Genomic DNA, 14,976 nt, shown 5'->3' with positions numbered 1-14,976 from the left:
TAAATGCTGGCGACTAAGTACAGCGACCAATGTGCAAGGCAACGCCGGCGCCTTTATCGTTGCGCCGCGTGTAAAGCCTGACTGTGTCACGCCAGACCTATAAATATCAATAATCATTAGCAAGCGAACCAGAGAGTCTTAATGGCCATCAAAAAATCCGAACTCTATACCTCCCTCTGGGCCTCCTGTGATGAGCTCCGCGGGGGTATGGACGCCTCGCAGTACAAGGACTATGTCCTGTTCATGCTGTTCATCAAGTACATTTCCGATAAGTACGCTGATTACGAGGGCTTCAAACCACCGGTGGTCATCCCCAAAGGTGCCAGCTTCAAGGATATGGTCCAGCTCAAGGGCAAGAGCGATATCGGGGACAAGGTCAACACCCAGATTATCCAGCCTCTGATCGACGCCAACGAACGTCTGGCGCGCAGTGACTTTCCTGACTTCAACGATCCGAACAAGCTCGGGGAAGGCAAGGCGATGGTGGATCGCCTGACCAACCTGATCAGCATCTTCCAGAAGCCGGAGCTGAACTTCGCCAAAAACCGTGCCGAGCACGATGACATCCTCGGTGATGCCTACGAATACCTGATGCGCCACTTCGCTTCGGAGAGTGGCAAGAGCAAGGGCCAGTTCTACACCCCCTCCGAGGTCAGCCGGGTGATCGCCCAAGTCATCGGTATTTCGCCGGAGACTGCCGTGGCTTCCACCACGGCTTACGATCCGACCTGTGGCTCGGGTTCGTTATTGCTTAAGGTGGCCGCCGAGGCGGGCAAGCACATTACCCTGGAAGGGCAGGAAAAGGACGTGACCACCGCGGGTCTCGCCCGTATGAACATGATCCTGCACGACTTCCCCACCGCCAACATCGTGCAGGGAGATACCCTGTCCAACCCCAAGTTCAAAGATGGGGAGGGGCTGCGCACCTACGACTACGTGGTGGCCAATCCCCCGTTTTCCGACAAAAGCTGGAGCACTGGCCTGACGCCTGCCGAGGATCTCTACCAGCGCTTCGCCTGGGGCGTGCCGCCGGCCAAGCAGGGCGACTATGCCTACCTGCTGCACATCATTCGCTCGCTGAAAAGCACCGGCAAGGGCGCGGTGATCCTGCCCCACGGCGTGCTCTTTCGCGGCAACGCCGAGGCCCCTATCCGCAAGCAACTGGTGCGCTCCGGCTACCTCAAGGGCATCATTGGCCTGCCCGCCAACCTGTTCTACGGCACTGGCATTCCCGCCTGCATCCTGGTGCTGGACAAGGACAACGCCCAGGCCCGCAAGGGCATCTTCATGATCGACGCCTCCAAGGGCTTCATCAAGGACGGCAACAAAAACCGCCTGCGCGAGCAGGACATCCATCGCATCGTCGATACCTTCAACAAACAGGCTACGACCCCGCGCTTCGCGCGCATGGTGCCCTTCGACGAAATCGCCGATGAGAAGAACGGCTACAATCTCAACTTGCCGCGCTATATCGATGCCAGCGAGCCGGAAGACCTGCAAGACATCCACGCCCATCTGAATGGCGGCATCCCCGAGAGCGATATCGACGGCGATGCAACCGCGATTCCGCCGGTGCCGGGTCTGAGTGCCTACTGGCGGGTCTTTCCCGCCCTGCGCCAGACCCTGTTCCGCGCCAGGCAGCCGGGCTACGCCGGGCTGGCGGTCGAAACCTCGGATATCAAATCCACTATCCTCAACCACGCCGAGTTTGCCGCCTTCCGCGCCCGGGTCACGGCGCTGTTCGAGCAATGGCGCGAGCGCAACACCCCGGTGCTCAAGGGCTTTGATGTGGGCGGCCAGCCCAAGGCCCTGATCACCACCATCGGCGAAGATCTGCTGGAGAGCTTCCGCGCCGCGCCGCTGCTCGACCCCTACGATCTCTATCAGCACCTGATGGACTACTGGTTTGATGCCCTGCAGGACGACGCCTACGAGATCACCTCCGACGGCTGGGTCGCGGAAACCCGCCGGGTGCTGGAAGAGATCAAGACCGGCAAGAAAAAAGGCCAGATGAAAGACACCGGCTGGACCTGCGACCTGATCCCCAGGCCCTACATTGTCGCCCGTTACTTCAAAGAGAAGCAGGCCGAACTGGACGCCCTTCAGGCTGAGTTGGACGCCTGCGTCGCTGAAATCAGCGAACTGGAAGAAGAACACGGCGGCGAGGACGGCGCCTTCGCCGAGCTGGACAAGATCAACAAGGGCGAAGTGAGCAAACGGCTCAAGGAAATCAAGGGCGACGCTGACACCGCCGATGAGGCCCGGCTGCTCAAGCAGTGGAGCCAACTGGACAAAAAGCAAAGTGATCTCAAGAAGCAGATCAAGGAGCGCGACGCCGCCCTCGACCAACTCGCCCACGACAAATACCCGCAACTGAGCGTGGATGAGATCAAGACTCTGGTGGTGGACGACAAATGGCTCACCGCCCTGGAAGCCGCCGTGCAGGGCGAACTGGAGCGCGTCTCCCAGACCCTGACCGGCCGCGTGCGGCAACTGGCGGAACGTTACGCTACGCCACTGCCTGAACTGACCAAGCGCGTGGAAGCCCTGTCGGCGCGGGTGGACGAGCACCTGAAGCAGATGGGGGCGACATGGGCGTGAACCGGGATGCAATGGCAGTGCGCGAAGCCTCGGCGGGGTACGATTTGCAGGCGGCTACGCCGGCTGTGCCGGTCGGGTACAAGCAGACTGAGGTGGGGGTGATTCCGGAGGATTGGGATGTAATGAGTCTTTCTGATGTATGCCGTTCCATATGCGATGGAACTCACTACACGCCACGTTATGTTCCACAAGGTATTCCCTTTTACAGTGTAGAGAACGTTACGGCAAACGATTTCGAAAATACAAAATACATAACGGAAGCAGAGCATGCGAACTTAATTAAGCGGTGCAAACCAGAGCGTGGTGATATCTTGATGACGCGTATCACGGCGGGGATCGTCGGGGACACGCGATTAATTGACTGGGATGTTAATGCGAGCATTTATGTTAGCTTGGCTCTGCTAAAACCAAACAATCTAATTGAATCGGAGTATCTTTACAGGTACTCACGCTCTACAGCATTTGTTAGAGAAACTGAAAAACGTGCTCTGACAAACGCAACTCCGAAGAAGATAAACATGCAGGACATCGGGCCTATTCCCATTCCGGTCCCGAGAAATCCAAAAGAACAACGCGCCATCGCCACGGCCCTGAGCGATGTGGATGCCTTGCTGGAGGGGCTGGACCGGCTGATCGCCAAAAAGCGCGACCTCAAACAGGCCGCCATGCAGCAACTCCTCACCGGCCAAACCCGCCTGCCGGGGTTTGAGGGACGGTGGGAGTTGGTCCAGGCTGGGGATATCGGGAGGTTTAGAGGAGGAAGTGGTTTTCCAAATAGGTTCCAAGGTGAGGTTTCCGGCGCTTACCCTTTTTTTAAAGTGTCTGACATGAACAACGAAGGCAATGACACTTTTATGGTTGCGGCCAATAACTACATCAGTGAGTCGGTTCAGAAACAGATTGGTGCTGTCGTTTTCCCTCCTGAGACAATTGTTTTCGCCAAAGTCGGTGCCGCTGTTTTTCTGGAAAGAAAAAAAATACTTACTCGGCCAAGCTGTCTTGACAACAATATGGCTGGCTATGTGATCAACGCTGCGCGCGTAGACGTCCGTTTCATGCACTACGCCTTGCTTCGCAAGAAGCTCGGGGACTTGGTCTCAACGACCGCGCTACCATCTCTCAGTGGAGGTGTGCTTGCGGCTATGGAGTTTGTTCTTCCGCCTCTAAAGGAGCAATCTGCAATCGCTAATGTTCTCTCCGATATGGACGCCGAACTCGAAGCCCTGGAGCAACGCCACGCCAAAACCGCCGCCCTCAAGCAGGCGATGATGCAGGAACTGCTGACCGGCCGCACTCGACTGGTGACGCCAGAGACAGCAACATGCTGAATATGTTTGCCAAGTTTCTGTTGGTCTCGACGTCGCTTGCGCCCGTCTTGGGGGCAGTAGCGGTCAATCAAATCGCCCACCAGAAACCTTGGTCATCTTGGGGAAGCTGGCTGGTCGTAGCCTTGCTGCTGGTATTCCTGTGTTGGGCAATGCTGCGTTACGCCGCAAAGAATGCGCAAAAGCAGATTTTCCGTATCAAGGAGTTTGAGAAAAATGACAAGGAAGTGCTGGCGTTTCTGCTCGCCTATTTGCTGCCATTTGTCTCGAAAGAGAATATGGCGTTTACGGGTGAGTGGCTGACCGGTGCTTACGTCCTCGGGATTATTTTTCTGGTGATTGCGCACGCGGGGGCCTTCCACTTCAACCCAGTCATGGGGTTATTCGGCTACCACTTCTACGGCGTAAAAAACGACGACGGTGTTTCCCATCTGCTGATCAGCAAGAGAGAACTGAGGCGCCCAGGCACGGAGTTGCGAACCGTCCGTCTCGCCCATGGAATATATCTGGATACGGGGAAGAAGGATGTTTGAGGATTTCCAACTGGCGGCGGTTATCAAACAGGGCAGAAATACACGACTGCTCAGGATACCTCTTCACCAAGGGCTTCAGGATACGCTGTCAGAGAGCTGGCTCGCGCAATACGAGGCGTTCGTCAACGAGATCGACGAGATTGATTTCAATGCGGGCTATCAGCCAGAGGCTCATGAGCGTTTCCTGTTGGAGAATTACGAGCTGCCGGAGTTCCTGGCCGGCGAGAACCGCCAAAGCGTTCCAGACCTTGATGCTATCTCAATGGACGATGCACTACTCGATTCAGCCAAGGGACTGGTCGCATTCGTCAGAACGGAAGATGGGCAAGAGTTGTTACTCTTTCAGAACTTCAGCCGCTCCCATGTCATCCAACCGGGCCGGTTTCTTTTTCTGCAAAACGATACTTATGAAACCGCGACGCGAGCTGGTCTAACACTCGATCAAAAATTAAGCGCCGTCTATATCCCTGACCGAGCGAAGCTGCTGTTTCATAACTTTCGGACGGTCAACTCCTTCCTACCCCTCATTGAATTCTATGAAGAAGCCTCGGAAGAAGAGATTCGCGCGGTGTTAGACCATGATTTGTTGGCGCCTGAAGACGAAGACGCTTTAGCTATGAACGCCAATCAGTGGTTCCGAAAGCGCTTTGCAATGCTGCGAGACTTCGGTGTCTTGGATACATACTCCGCCGCAGAAATAAGCACACGCTCCCAGGGCTACGATGTCGATATTCAGGTAGCTAACGGCAAACTCGTTTTTCCAGCAGAAAAGGCTGCGGCGAAGAAACTGTTGCAGTTTCTCAATGAGGAGCTGTTTCGAGGCGCCATTACGGAAACACTTTACGAGACGAATTCGAAGCGGGAGGCGGATTGATACCTAAAAGGCGACCTCAGAACCTCTGACTCAGAACTGTGTTGTCGATACGTTTGCTCGGTCGCTGGAAAGCTAGGGAATAGGGCGTCGCTATTTGGGCGATTGGTACTAATAAAAAACGAGCGCGCCACATCGCACAACCTCATGATGGAGAGGAATTGACTGGCATGAACGATCAGCAAATTGCCCTACGGCCTGTGAATGAGCTTCGCACAGATGGAGGCGGTAGCAGCCTGCGCTTCTTCATCCCCGACTACCAGAGGGGATTTCGATGGTCGCCACTGCAGGTAAGACAGCTCCTCGACGACATCCAGGAGTTCACTCAGCGCAAAAACCCGCAACCGGAAGAATTTTATTGTCTTCAGCCTCTGGTCATCAAGGCTCGCCCGAATGCTGGCGACTTCGAGGTGGTGGATGGTCAGCAGCGTTTGACCACCTTGCTTCTGATCATGCGACACTTCAATGAGCGTCTTGCGGAAAAGTACCGCCAGACGTTGTTCAAGTTGGATTACCAAACGCGCCCAAGCCTGGATGCCTTCCTCGAAGACCCTAGTGAAGAAGCCGCCAATTTCAATGTGGATTTTTATCACCTCTATCATGCCATCACGACTATCGAGAAATGGTTCGCCGAGCGGGATAGCGAGGTAGAGACGATCAAGGCCGCGCTACTTAACCAGACGAAAGTTATATGGTTTCAATTGTCCGCTTTGGACAATCCGGTGGATGCTTTCACTCGTCTCAATGTTGGCAAGATACCCCTGACCAACGATGAGCTGATCCGAGCACTGTTTCTGCGACGTTCCAGCACGAACGAGACGGACGCGACGAGTTTGCAGCTGCAAATTGCCTACGAATGGGATCAATTGGAGAAAGCGCTCCAGTCTGCTGCATTCTGGTATTTCCTGAGCAATGAGCCGGGGAAGAGCGAGAATCGCATTGGTTTCCTCTTCGAGCTTGCGGCCCGAGCTGAAGGGCTGGCGCCTGGCGCAGAGCACGACGCCTACGGCATCTTCTACACCTTCAACCAGAAGCTGAAGATGCCTGGTACGACCTCGGAGGGTGAATGGCGGAAGGTCAAGCAGTTGTATCTGCTCTTGGAAGAATGGTTCGAGGATCGAGTACTCTACCACATGGTCGGATTCCTTGTGAGCCAGGGGATGCCCATTATCGAGATTAAAGCTCTATCGACGGACTGCACCAAGAGCGCTTTCGAGCTGCATCTGCGCGAGACGATCTTCGAACGTGTCGTCGGTGAAGAGATGCCTAATCCAGCCGAACGGGAAGCCGTTCGTGAGTGCGTCGGCAACCGTCTGGAGGAACTCTCTTATCTCTCGCACCGGGAGACGATCAAAGCGCTGCTGCTGCTCTTCAACCTAGCGACGCTTTTGCAGAGCCGGCGGTCGAACCTTCGGTTTCAATTCGATAGCTTTAAGAGCGAGCGCTGGGATATAGAGCACATCCGCTCGGTAACCGATGATCGGCCGGAGCGACATCACGAACGAAGAAGATGGATGGAGAACTCTCTGGGCTATCTGAAATCTAAACAGGCTGCGACGGAATTGCAGGCTGACATTAAGGCGTTCCTTCAGCTTCCACAGGCTGAGGCGTCGAACGAGGTTTTTGACCCCCTCTACGAGCGTGTACTGGCTTATTTCCACGAAACCAACGACGGTGAAGTCCAGCACGGGATATCGAACCTGGCGCTGCTTGATGAATCCACGAATCGAAGTTACAAGAACGCCGTCTTTGCCGTGAAGCGACAACGCCTGCTGGAACTGGATCAGGCGGGGATCTTCGTCCCCCTGTGTACCCGCAACGTGTTTCTGAAGTGCTACAGCCCGCAGGTGGATAACGTGATGTTCTGGGGGGAGGATGACCGGGACGGCTACAACGCGGCCATTGCTGATGCCCTGACGGACTTCTTCTGTGGCAACAAGGAGGGATGCCCATGAGCTTTGGTAGCCAGATTAACTACAAGCAGCTTTTGGAACAGCACGGGCATATACGGATCCCGATGATCCAGCGCGATTACGCTCAGGGACGCCCGGCGGAAATAGAAGTGCGTGAGGCGTTTCTCAAAACGCTTAAGGATACGCTGGATAAGCCTGCGGATGCCCCGGGCCTGCCGCTGAATCTCGATTTCGTCTATGGCAGTGTCGAAGGTGACGAGCAGACCCGCTTCCTGCCACTCGACGGTCAGCAACGCCTAACGACTCTCTTCCTTTTACATTGGTACTTGGCGTGGAAGGATCACCAGTGGACAGCCTTTGAGCAGCTTTTCTTGTCGGAAGGACACTCTCGGTTCGCCTACAGCGTACGTCCTAGCAGCAACGAATTCTTCGATCAACTGGTGAGCTATCGCCCCGATCTAGGCCCTGAGGACGTGACGGACTTGGCGGCCATGATCGCCGATCAATCCTGGTATTTTCGCAGCTGGCGGCTTGATCCAACGATCCAGGCCGTTCTCAATATGCTGGATGCTATCCATGACAAGTTTGGCGATTCGGACGGCCTGTTTACCCGGCTGTTGGATACGGCCAAACCTGCTATCACCTTCCAGCTTCTCGACCTAGAGAATTTCGGACTTTCCGACGATCTGTATATCAAGATGAACGCGCGTGGGAAGCCTTTGACTCCGTTTGAGACATTCAAAGCGCGTTACGAACAGGAGTTGGTCAACCAGCTCCAGGGAGAAACTTTCTCGATCGGTGGGCAGGCATTCGGTGCAGCCGAGTACATTGCCCGGCGCATGGACACGACATGGGCGGACCTCTTTTGGAAGCACCGCAGCAAGGGAAGCGACCTTTACGATGAGGCGTTCATGAATGTGTTCCGGGCTGTGGCGCTGATTACCCGAAGTCATGAGGCGACGGAGTATGTGCGAGACTTCACCAGGCTTCGCACAGCAGTCAATCCGCCTTCATATACTGACTTCCATTCGCACAGCTGGCTCGATGAACAATTTACTCGCACCCTGATTTGCTTACTTGATTCATGGTGTGGTGATGGCGGCACCCCAGGTCAACTTCTTCCTGATGTCTGCTATCTCGATGAGATGGCCCTGTTCGCTAAAATCGTGGCCAATGGGGCAAACCTCTCGTACACCGATCTAATCCAGTTTCTGGCCTATGCCCAATTTATTGAGGCTCACCAGAGCAGTATTGACCAGGTAGCTTTTCAAGAATGGATGCGGGTCATCCTAAATCTGGCCGTAAATACAGGTTACAACCGACCCGACGATTTCAGGCGCAGCGTTCGCGGACTGGTGGGGCTGCTTGAGCATTCCGGTGACGTGTTGAGGTATTTCGCTGAGACAGAGAAAGCCGCTGTTGGATTCAGCGAACCGCAGATTGCCGAAGAGAAGCTGAAAGCACAGCTGATCCTGGTACATGAGGGATGGCGGGAACTATTAGACCGTGCTGAAGGCCATGAGTATTTTCGCGGGCAGATCGGGTTCTTATTGGACTTCGCGGGAATCGTCGCCAGGAGTTTTGAGTCGGATCCAGAAAGTTGGGACGCCACGGTCCACGTTGCTTTCCAGGAAGCTTTTTCCCGGCACCTCGATCTAGCGGAAGCGATGTTCTCAGCCAACGGACTTGCTGACCCTGGCGAGTACCGCTGGCAAAGGGCTTTACTCTGCGTCGGCGACTATCTCCTACCGAGCGGCCGTAATCGATCCTTCCTGGTGAATTCCGTGACGGAAGAAGCGAGCTGGAAGCGACTCCTTAGTGGCTCTGGAATTCGAGGATCTGCTGCGCGCAACATCCTCAATCGTTTGTTCAACGACCTCTCTCCGGAAATGGATATCGCCGGGCAGCTTGATGCGATTATTGCTGGGGCTGAGAAACTTGATCCCTGGCGTGAGGCAATTGTCCATTGTCCTTCTGTGCTGGGTTACTGTAACCGCAACTTGATTCGTGTCGATGAGCGTGGCCGTATCTACTTACTCAAACGTTCCCAGATGAACGGTTCCCATGCAGAGCTCTTTACTTTCTGTCTTTGCGATAAATTGCAACGCGGACAAGTCCGTCTCTCGTGTTTTCTCGCAGACTACGAATCGGTCACTGATACGCATTCAGAACCCTACATTTCGCTGCGCTGCAATCGGTCAGGCGTAGGTTTGGGAATTGAAATAGAGAATCAGGCAGATAAATTCCTGGTCAAAGCATCATTGCCGGACGACGACACTGCTCTTGCAGACCTATTCTCGGCAGAGGGGTTTGACAAGAACGAAGGCTGCCTTCAAATCATAGTGGAGAGTTCGCAAGTGGAGGGCTTCCTTCAAAAATTGGATGCAAGCATCAAGACATATCTCGGTGGGGTTGACGATGCCTGAACAAGTTCGCCCTGAGCGCCTGACCCAGAACCGTGTGGTCAGCCTGTTTACGCGATCGGTGGAGGAGGGCGGACTGGGCTATCGTTACCTGGGTGACTGGCACCAGCGCGACGACAATCGCGCCATTGAGCCGGCCCTACTGCGCGCCAATCTGCATGAACGCGGCTACTCCGACACCCACATAGCTGCAGCACTGCAGAAGCTGCAAGCTGCCGTCGATGTCACCGGCGTCACCCTCTACCAGGCCAATCTACGCACCTACAACCTACTGCGTTACCCGGTGAAGGTACTGCTCTCCCCAGGACAGCCGCACGAGGACGTGAAACTCATTGACTGGGCACACCCGGAGCACAATGACTTCGCCCTGGCCGAAGAAGTGACACTCAAGGGCGGCCATGAGCGCCGACCGGATCTAGTGCTCTACATCAACGGCATCGCCGTGGGGGTCATTGAGCTCAAGCGTAGCTCAGTAGAGGTAGCCGATGGCGTGCGCCAGCTTATTACCAACCAGGAAGCCATTTTCAACGAGGGATTCTTCAGTACCGCGCAACTGGTAATTGCCGGCAGTGATTCCCAGGGACTGCGCTACGGCACCACCGGCACCCCGGAGCAGTTCTTCGTGCAGTGGAAGGACGAGGAGGGAAGTGGCGATCTGGAGCCGGGTACATTATTGGATAAGCCCCTGGCCCAAATGTGCCGCAAGGAGCGGCTGTTGGACCTGATCCGAAACTTTATCATCTTCGATGCTGGCCAGAAGAAGGTACCGCGTCCGCACCAATATTTCGGGATCAAGGCCGCTCAGGCCCGGATCGCGCAGCGCGAGGGCGGCGTAATTTGGCACACCCAGGGGAGCGGCAAGAGCATCCTGATGGTGCTGTTGGCCAAGTGGCTGATGGAGCACGACCCGGAAGCGCGCGTCCTCGTGGTCACCGACCGCGACGAGCTGGATAAGCAGATCCTGGGCGTGATGCGTAACGCCGGGGTGGTGGGCGAAGATGGTCCCTCGCCGCGGATTACCTCGCGGGCGCAGTTTGTTGAAAAGCTCGGTGCAACTACGCCCCGATTACTCTGCGCTCTGGTGCATAAATTTGATCCCGGCGACCTGAAAGGCGATCCACCGCCAGTACGCGGGCGCTTCTATGTTTTCGTGGACGAGTGCCATCGTACGCAAGGTGGCGCCATGAACCGGCAGATGAAGCGCTGGCTGGCGGATGCCATCTTCGTAGGCTTCACCGGTACGCCGCTGTTGCGCAAGGACAAGCAGACCACCCGTGCGGTGTTTGGCACTTATATTCACACTTACAAGTTCCCCCAGGCGGTCAGGGACAAGGTAGTGTTGGACCTCAAGTACGAAGCCCGTGACGTGCCCCAGCGGTTGACCTCGTCTGACAAAATCGATGCCTGGTTCGAGCGTAAGACAAAAAACCTCAACAATTTCCAGAAGGCGGTGTTGCGCAAGCGTTGGGCGACGCTGGAAGAGCTGATGAGCGCCGCTGAACGCAAGCAGCGCATCATTGCCGACATTATCGAAGACTTTGACGCTAAGCCCCGTCTGAACAATAACCGAGGAACCGCCATCCTGGTGGCGGCGTCTATCTACGATGCCTGTCATTACTTCCGCCTGTTTCAGAATACGGCGTTCGGCGCCTATTGCGGCGTCATAACGTCCTACGAGCCGAACCACAATTCGATTTCTCGCGAGCCGGCCAACAGCGACGAACGCTACAAGTTCGATACCTATACTCAGTTTGTTTTGAAAGATAGCCAGACCACCAAGCAATACGAGGACGAGATGAAGCGCCGCTTCATCGAAGAGCCGGTCAACTGCAAACTCCTGATTGTGGTCAGCAAGCTGCTGACGGGCTTCGATGCTCCCTCCTGCACCTATATCTATTTGGACAACGAGCTGCGTGATCACAACCTATTCCAGGCCATCTGCCGAACGAACCGGTTGGATGGCGAAGACAAGGACTACGGTTATATTGTCGACTTCAAGCAGATGTTCGGCGACGTGCAGCACGCCATTGCCGTTTACAGCTCCGACGAGCTCGATCTGGAAGACGGTGGCGAGGCTGATAACAATGTCCAGCTTAAAAACTGGCTGGAAGAGGGCCGCGAAAAGCTGGAGCTGGCACGTGAAGCACTCAAGTACCTGTGCGAGCCAGTGCCTCCGCCTCGCGAAATGGAGCAATACCTAGCCACTTTCTGTGGCAGTGCCGACGACCCCAATGCGCTCAATGATACCGAGGCGCTGCGTATTGCCTTCTATAAGCAAGTCGCAACCTTTGTAAGGGCTTTTGCGGCCATCGCCCAAAACTTGGAGGAGGCAGGGTATAGCGCTACTGAGATCGCTGATTTGAATAATGAGGTGGCTTTTTTCAGCGAAGTGCGCGCGGCGATCAAGCATTATTCGGGTGAGGAGCTGGACATTAAGCCCTACGAGGCAGACATGCGGCACCTCATTAACACGTATATCCAGGCCGATCCGGCGGACGGGCTCGGCTCTATGGACAACTACTCGTTATTGGAGTTGATCGTCGAAACTGGGATTCACGACGCTATCGCCCGGAAGCTTAATGCCAAGGGCAAACTGTCGAAGAATGCGGTGGCCGAGGGCATTATCAATAACGTACGTAAGACCATCATCCGTGAACAGCTCACCGACCCGCGCTTCTACGAACAGATGTCCAGCCTGTTGGATGATCTCATCGCCCAGTGGCGCAGCAATACCGCTTCCTATGAGGACTTTCTGAGAAAAGCGGAATCGTTGGTGAAACAGATGGCCGAAGGTCATGGAACCGATAATATTCCGCCTGAACTCGTAGACCGGCGCGAAGCTCTGGTCATCTACAACAATCTGCCAGATATTTTGGCGTCCTGTGCAAGCACTCCCTCAATTGCGGAATCGGCGCCGGATTACGGCGACACTCGCCTGCAAATGGCGTTGGCTATTGACCGCGCCATGCGTGAAGAAGCTCCGGCCGGCTGGAAGGGCGACGCCGCGCGCGAAAGCCAGGTCCTCAACGCGCTGTTCCCCATAATGGGACGAGATCGCGAAGCCACCAAAGCGGTATTTGAGCTGATAAAAAATCAGGTGGGCTACCAGTGACTGAGACCATCCAGTTAGGCGATATCGACATTCAGGTGACCCGTAAAGCCGTCAAGAATGTTCATTTGTCTGTGCACCCACCAGAAGGTCACATCACCCTGGTTGCACCCTCCAGCACCCGCCTCGATGTTGTTCGCGCCTATGCCATCTCAAAGTTGCCGTGGATACGAAGGCAACAGGAAAAGCTGCTGGCGCAAGAAAGAGAATCACCTCGGCAATTTGTAACGAGAGAGAGCCACTATTTGTGGGGCCGTCGATACCTTCTGGAAGTTGTCGAAAAGGACGAAAAGCCCTCGGTCAAGCTCGATCACAAGCGGGTTCTCCTGAGTGTTCGGCCGGGGAGTGATCGTATTAAGCGCGCCGAGATCATCCATGAGTGGCACAAAAAAATCCTCCATGGGGCAATACCCTCGATCATCGCCAAATGGGAAAAGAAATTGGGTGTGCAGGTATCAGGGTATTACTTACAGCGGATGAAGACGAAGTGGGGGAGCTGTAATTACCGGGCTGGCAATATTCGATTGAATACTGAACTGGTGAAGAAACCCAAAGATCACCTGGATTACATCATCCTTCATGAGATGGCCCATTTGATTGAGCCGACTCACAGCGAACGCTTCCTGGCAATACTGAACAAACATTATCCCGGTTGGCGTGAAGCCAAGGATGAATTGAATGCGTTGCCGCTGGGGTAGATGGACCGCATGTCCAGAGTTACTCTGGCTTATCAAGGGCAAAGGTCAAGTTCACTTGGGGTGCTTTTGAGCCTGAATGCGTGCGGGCGCTGACTGGGCACAATCTGGGCACAGAAAATAAAAAAGGGCTCGCGATCTCTCGCAAGCCCTTGATAAATATGGCGCGCCCGAGAGGATTCGAACCTCTGACCTCTGCCTCCGGAGGGCAGCGCTCTATCCAGCTGAGCTACGGGCGCTTAAACCTGTTCTATCTACCGGATCTGGGATTTGCCTGAGAGTTGCCCTCCGGTCGGGCAACGCTCACGCGGCTGTCGCCGCTTCTCCGGCCCAAAAATCGCAGATTTTCGGGCGTTCGACTCGCACGAAGCTGTGCTTCGTGTACTGCGCTCGTCTCACCCAGCTGAGCTACGGGCGCTTTATCGGGATTTCGGGGGCGTTCGGCGATAGCCGTGAACGGCGGGATATGCCCCAAAATCAGGGCGCCTATGATAAGGCCGTCATGGGGTAATGTCCAACATTTGGGTGCTTCCTTTGTATCTCGGTTATCGCTGAGGGTAACTGGTTAGCAATGCACTTGAATATTTTTATCAAATGAGAATAATTAACAAAAGGTTTTGGTTCTCGAAGGTGTCTGTTATGTATGTGTGTCTATGCCATGGAGTGACCGATCGTCAGGTGCGCGCCGCCGCCCGTGCGGGCTGTGAGAGTATGCGGCAGTTGGGGCGTAAGCTGGGTGTGGGTACGCAGTGTGGGCGCTGTACGCGTATGGCGCGTGATATTTTGCGGGAATGCAAAAGTGATTCTCACCAAGCCCTTGCCACGCTTCTGGCGCAACCCGCTTGACGTGATTTGGGCGCGGGTGGTCGCGCCTTTGATGTTATCCCTGCCTTGTTTACCTCCCTCATTTTAGTGTCTTTCGTCCTGGTAGGCTGAGTAAGGCGGCCTGTGGTACGGTAAGTCTGCCTATCACCGTCAAGGAGACTTGCCATGCAAGGGGACGCTCAGGTCATTCGTTATCTTAATCAGGTGCTCGCCAATGAACTGACGGCGATCAACCAGTATTTCCTGCACGCACGGATGTATCGCAACTGGGGCCTGACGCATCTGGGCGAGAAGGAATATGAAGAGTCCATTGACGAGATGAAGCACGCGGATCTGCTGATCGAGCGTATTCTGTTCCTCGAGGGGCTGCCCAATCTGCAGGATCTACAGAAGCTGCTGATCGGGGAGAACGTTCAGGAGATGCTGGAGTGCGATCTTCAGCAGGAGCAGATCGCCCACAAGCTGCTCAAGGAAGCCATTGCCTACTGCGAATCCGTGCAGGATTATCCGTCCCGCGATCTGCTCAGCAAGATTATGGCCAGTGAGGAGGAGCATATCGACTGGCTGGAAACCCAGTTGGAGCTGCTTCAGCACATGGGGCAGCAGAATTACGTGCAACTGCAATCCTCCGCTGCGTCCTGATTGGGATCGCCTGGTAACACTGTCGTCCCTCGGTGATAA

General features: G+C 55.1%; 10 protein-coding genes and 1 tRNA gene. 10 read left to right on the top strand and 1 reads right to left on the bottom strand.

All coding sequences use genetic code 11. The features are described 5' to 3' along the window. The first annotated feature begins 141 nt into the window (after nt 1–141). From CLR77_RS18000 to CLR77_RS17965, 8 genes are all read left to right on the top strand, one after another. Nucleotides 142–2,601 (top strand): type I restriction-modification system subunit M, encoded by a 2,460-nt coding sequence (locus tag CLR77_RS18000; protein WP_097462092.1) that lies wholly within the window; start codon nt 142–144, stop codon nt 2,599–2,601. Beyond that, nucleotides 2,592–3,929, top strand: a complete 1,338-nt coding sequence (locus CLR77_RS20055; RefSeq protein WP_143269441.1) for a restriction endonuclease subunit S — start codon at nt 2,592–2,594, stop codon at nt 3,927–3,929. Before CLR77_RS18000 ends, CLR77_RS20055 begins: the two co-directional genes overlap by 10 nt. Continuing rightward, nucleotides 3,923–4,459, top strand: a complete 537-nt coding sequence (locus CLR77_RS17990) for a hypothetical protein (RefSeq protein WP_097462091.1) — start codon at nt 3,923–3,925, stop codon at nt 4,457–4,459. Before CLR77_RS20055 ends, CLR77_RS17990 begins: the two co-directional genes overlap by 7 nt. Beyond that, complete coding sequence (locus CLR77_RS17985) at nt 4,452–5,333, top strand: hypothetical protein (protein WP_097462090.1); 882 nt, start codon at nt 4,452–4,454, stop codon at nt 5,331–5,333. The genes CLR77_RS17990 and CLR77_RS17985 overlap by 8 nt, the downstream gene beginning before the upstream one ends. 167 nt (nt 5,334–5,500) lie before the next feature. Continuing rightward, nucleotides 5,501–7,285, top strand: a complete 1,785-nt coding sequence (locus CLR77_RS17980; protein WP_097462089.1) for a DUF262 domain-containing protein — start codon at nt 5,501–5,503, stop codon at nt 7,283–7,285. Beyond that, nucleotides 7,282–9,669 (top strand): DUF262 domain-containing protein, encoded by a 2,388-nt coding sequence (locus CLR77_RS17975; protein ID WP_158227236.1) that lies wholly within the window; start codon nt 7,282–7,284, stop codon nt 9,667–9,669. The genes CLR77_RS17980 and CLR77_RS17975 overlap by 4 nt, the downstream gene beginning before the upstream one ends. Then, a complete protein-coding gene (locus tag CLR77_RS17970; RefSeq protein ID WP_097462087.1) occupies nt 9,662–12,778 on the top strand; it encodes a type I restriction endonuclease subunit R in 3,117 nt (1,038 codons plus the stop codon). The genes CLR77_RS17975 and CLR77_RS17970 overlap by 8 nt, the downstream gene beginning before the upstream one ends. Continuing rightward, nucleotides 12,775–13,473, top strand: a complete 699-nt coding sequence (locus tag CLR77_RS17965; RefSeq protein ID WP_097462086.1) for a M48 family metallopeptidase — start codon at nt 12,775–12,777, stop codon at nt 13,471–13,473. Before CLR77_RS17970 ends, CLR77_RS17965 begins: the two co-directional genes overlap by 4 nt. A 159-nt stretch (nt 13,474–13,632) precedes the next feature. On the opposite strand, the gene CLR77_RS17960 is transcribed toward CLR77_RS17965, so the two are convergent. Beyond that, nucleotides 13,633–13,709: transfer RNA gene (locus tag CLR77_RS17960), tRNA-Arg, on the bottom strand. Nucleotides 13,710–14,109: 400 nt separating this feature from the next. Here CLR77_RS17960 and CLR77_RS17955 point away from each other — a divergent pair. Both CLR77_RS17955 and bfr read left to right on the top strand, forming a co-directional pair. Further along, complete coding sequence (locus tag CLR77_RS17955; RefSeq protein ID WP_097462085.1) at nt 14,110–14,316, top strand: bacterioferritin-associated ferredoxin; 207 nt, start codon at nt 14,110–14,112, stop codon at nt 14,314–14,316. 144 nt (nt 14,317–14,460) lie between these two features. Beyond that, a complete protein-coding gene (gene bfr / locus CLR77_RS17950; RefSeq protein WP_097462084.1) occupies nt 14,461–14,937 on the top strand; it encodes a bacterioferritin in 477 nt (158 codons plus the stop codon). Nucleotides 14,938–14,976: the final 39 nt, after the last annotated feature.

The sequence above is a fragment of the Mangrovitalea sediminis genome, from assembly GCF_002514725.1.
Taxonomy (GTDB): Bacteria; Pseudomonadota; Gammaproteobacteria; order Pseudomonadales; family Oleiphilaceae; genus Mangrovitalea; species Mangrovitalea sediminis.
The sequence above is the reverse complement of the archived record's forward strand: the minus strand, read 5'-3'. Positions and strand labels throughout refer to the sequence as shown.

Excerpts from the sequence above, each read along its gene's own strand:
- CLR77_RS20055 (WP_143269441.1), top strand. The coding sequence starts at position 2,592 with ATGGGCGTGAACCGGGATGCAATGGCAGTGCGCGAAGCCTCGGCGGGG.
- CLR77_RS17985 (WP_097462090.1), top strand. The coding sequence starts at position 4,452 with ATGTTTGAGGATTTCCAACTGGCGGCGGTTATCAAACAGGGCAGAAAT.
- CLR77_RS17975 (WP_158227236.1), top strand. The coding sequence starts at position 7,282 with ATGAGCTTTGGTAGCCAGATTAACTACAAGCAGCTTTTGGAACAGCAC.
- bfr (WP_097462084.1), top strand. The coding sequence starts at position 14,461 with ATGCAAGGGGACGCTCAGGTCATTCGTTATCTTAATCAGGTGCTCGCC.
- CLR77_RS17970 (WP_097462087.1), top strand. The coding sequence starts at position 9,662 with ATGCCTGAACAAGTTCGCCCTGAGCGCCTGACCCAGAACCGTGTGGTC.
- CLR77_RS17955 (WP_097462085.1), top strand. The coding sequence starts at position 14,110 with ATGTATGTGTGTCTATGCCATGGAGTGACCGATCGTCAGGTGCGCGCC.
- CLR77_RS18000 (WP_097462092.1), top strand. The coding sequence starts at position 142 with ATGGCCATCAAAAAATCCGAACTCTATACCTCCCTCTGGGCCTCCTGT.
- CLR77_RS17980 (WP_097462089.1), top strand. The coding sequence starts at position 5,501 with ATGAACGATCAGCAAATTGCCCTACGGCCTGTGAATGAGCTTCGCACA.
- CLR77_RS17990 (WP_097462091.1), top strand. The coding sequence starts at position 3,923 with ATGCTGAATATGTTTGCCAAGTTTCTGTTGGTCTCGACGTCGCTTGCG.